This window comes from Roseburia sp. AF42-8, from assembly GCF_003435965.1.
GTDB lineage: Bacteria > Bacillota > Clostridia > Lachnospirales > Lachnospiraceae > Roseburia_C > Roseburia_C amylophila.
The window spans coordinates 1-1,246 of record NZ_QTVB01000123.1; the positions used below are offsets into that span (position 1 = coordinate 1).

General features: G+C 31.6%; 4 protein-coding genes. All 4 read left to right on the forward strand.

Going from position 1 to position 1,246, the window contains the following annotated elements:
* Window positions 1-113 precede the first annotated feature (113 nt).
* Window positions 114-365, forward strand: a complete 252-nt coding sequence (locus DW059_RS15575) for a hypothetical protein (protein WP_117699386.1) — start codon at window positions 114-116, stop codon at window positions 363-365.
* 38 nt (window positions 366-403) lie between these two features.
* Window positions 404-976 (forward strand): PoNe immunity protein domain-containing protein, encoded by a 573-nt coding sequence (locus DW059_RS15580; protein WP_158552147.1) that lies wholly within the window; start codon window positions 404-406, stop codon window positions 974-976.
* Window positions 961-1,116, forward strand: coding sequence for a PoNe immunity protein domain-containing protein (locus DW059_RS16765; RefSeq protein ID WP_117699388.1), 156 nt, complete (start codon window positions 961-963; stop codon window positions 1,114-1,116). The genes DW059_RS15580 and DW059_RS16765 overlap by 16 nt, the downstream gene beginning before the upstream one ends.
* On the forward strand, window positions 1,094-1,246 hold a 153-nt coding region (locus DW059_RS17745; RefSeq protein ID WP_117699389.1), incomplete at its 3' end, for a PoNe immunity protein domain-containing protein. The genes DW059_RS16765 and DW059_RS17745, both read left to right, overlap by 23 nt.

Sequence of the window (1,246 nt, forward strand, 5' to 3'; positions counted from 1 at the left end):
CGGTATGAGTTATGCATATATTAATTTGTTGAAGGATGATGTTTATAATGATTTTATTGATAAAGTGAAATCTATTTTTAAATTTGCATCAAAAAGAATTTTCAGAAGAAAAATTGCAAAATATAATTAATCATATATTTGGCATGACTTGTGACAGGATACAGGAAGGTGAGATTGACTTTGCAATGAACCATAAAAAATGCATCTATTGCGCCGCGGATGATTTTGAAGATTTAATGGCTGAGCCGGAAAAAATTATTTGTGTGGAGATGCCCAATGTGACACATCATGCGTGGAAAACTCTGGATGATGCGAAAAAGGTGCAGCGAATAGAAAAAGCATTAATGGAAAATAAAGTTATCTAATGATACAGTGGTGTATACCAAATGGAGAAAATCAGGGAATGAGAGATTATATTAAAAGTGAACAATATTTCGATGAATTCATAGCAGAAGATACAGCTAGAATTTTAAAATTAACGAAAAAAGTAAATGGCGGAGAAGTAAGACCAGAAAGATTAGTGCCAGTAAAACAGGGGATTTTTCGTATTAAACTTGGAATTATAATAGCAAGGTATTCTAAGGGAGATAACATAGCTTGTTTAAGAAGTGATTTTATGGAAATATATGAAGAGTGGATAATGTCCTTCTTTTCACCGGTTGCATATAATGAGAATTTAAAGATGCTATCACTTGCAGTCCTATTTGAAATAGAGCAAAAACTGATTACATTAACAAAAAGAAAACTGAAAGAAAAAGAGGTAAAGGACTGGTTGTTGCTTTTTCTGATGGGGGAAAAACAACCTAATTTACCACTTTTATTTCCAGACAGATTTCAAATAATGAAAGAGTTAGTTAAAGAAAGAGATAAATCAGATTTATTGGAGAAATATTTGAAAGAGGACTGGTATAATAAAGAATACGAGTGTTATGAGGCTCATAAAGAGATAAATCAGATTTATTGGAGAAATATTTGAAAGAGGACTGGTATAATAAAGAATACGAGTGTTATGAGGCTCATAAAAGCAGCCAGAATATATATTATGGCTATTGGAGTTTTGAAGCAGGAGCTATTGCAAAAATATTAAATTTAGATGACAGCAATCGAGTGTTATGAGGCTCATAAAAGCAGCCAGAATATATATTATGGCTATTGGAGTTTTGAAGCAGGAGCTATTGCAAAAATATTAAATTTAGATGACAGCAATCTGAAAGATATGCCATATTATCCATATGATTTGGTTCAT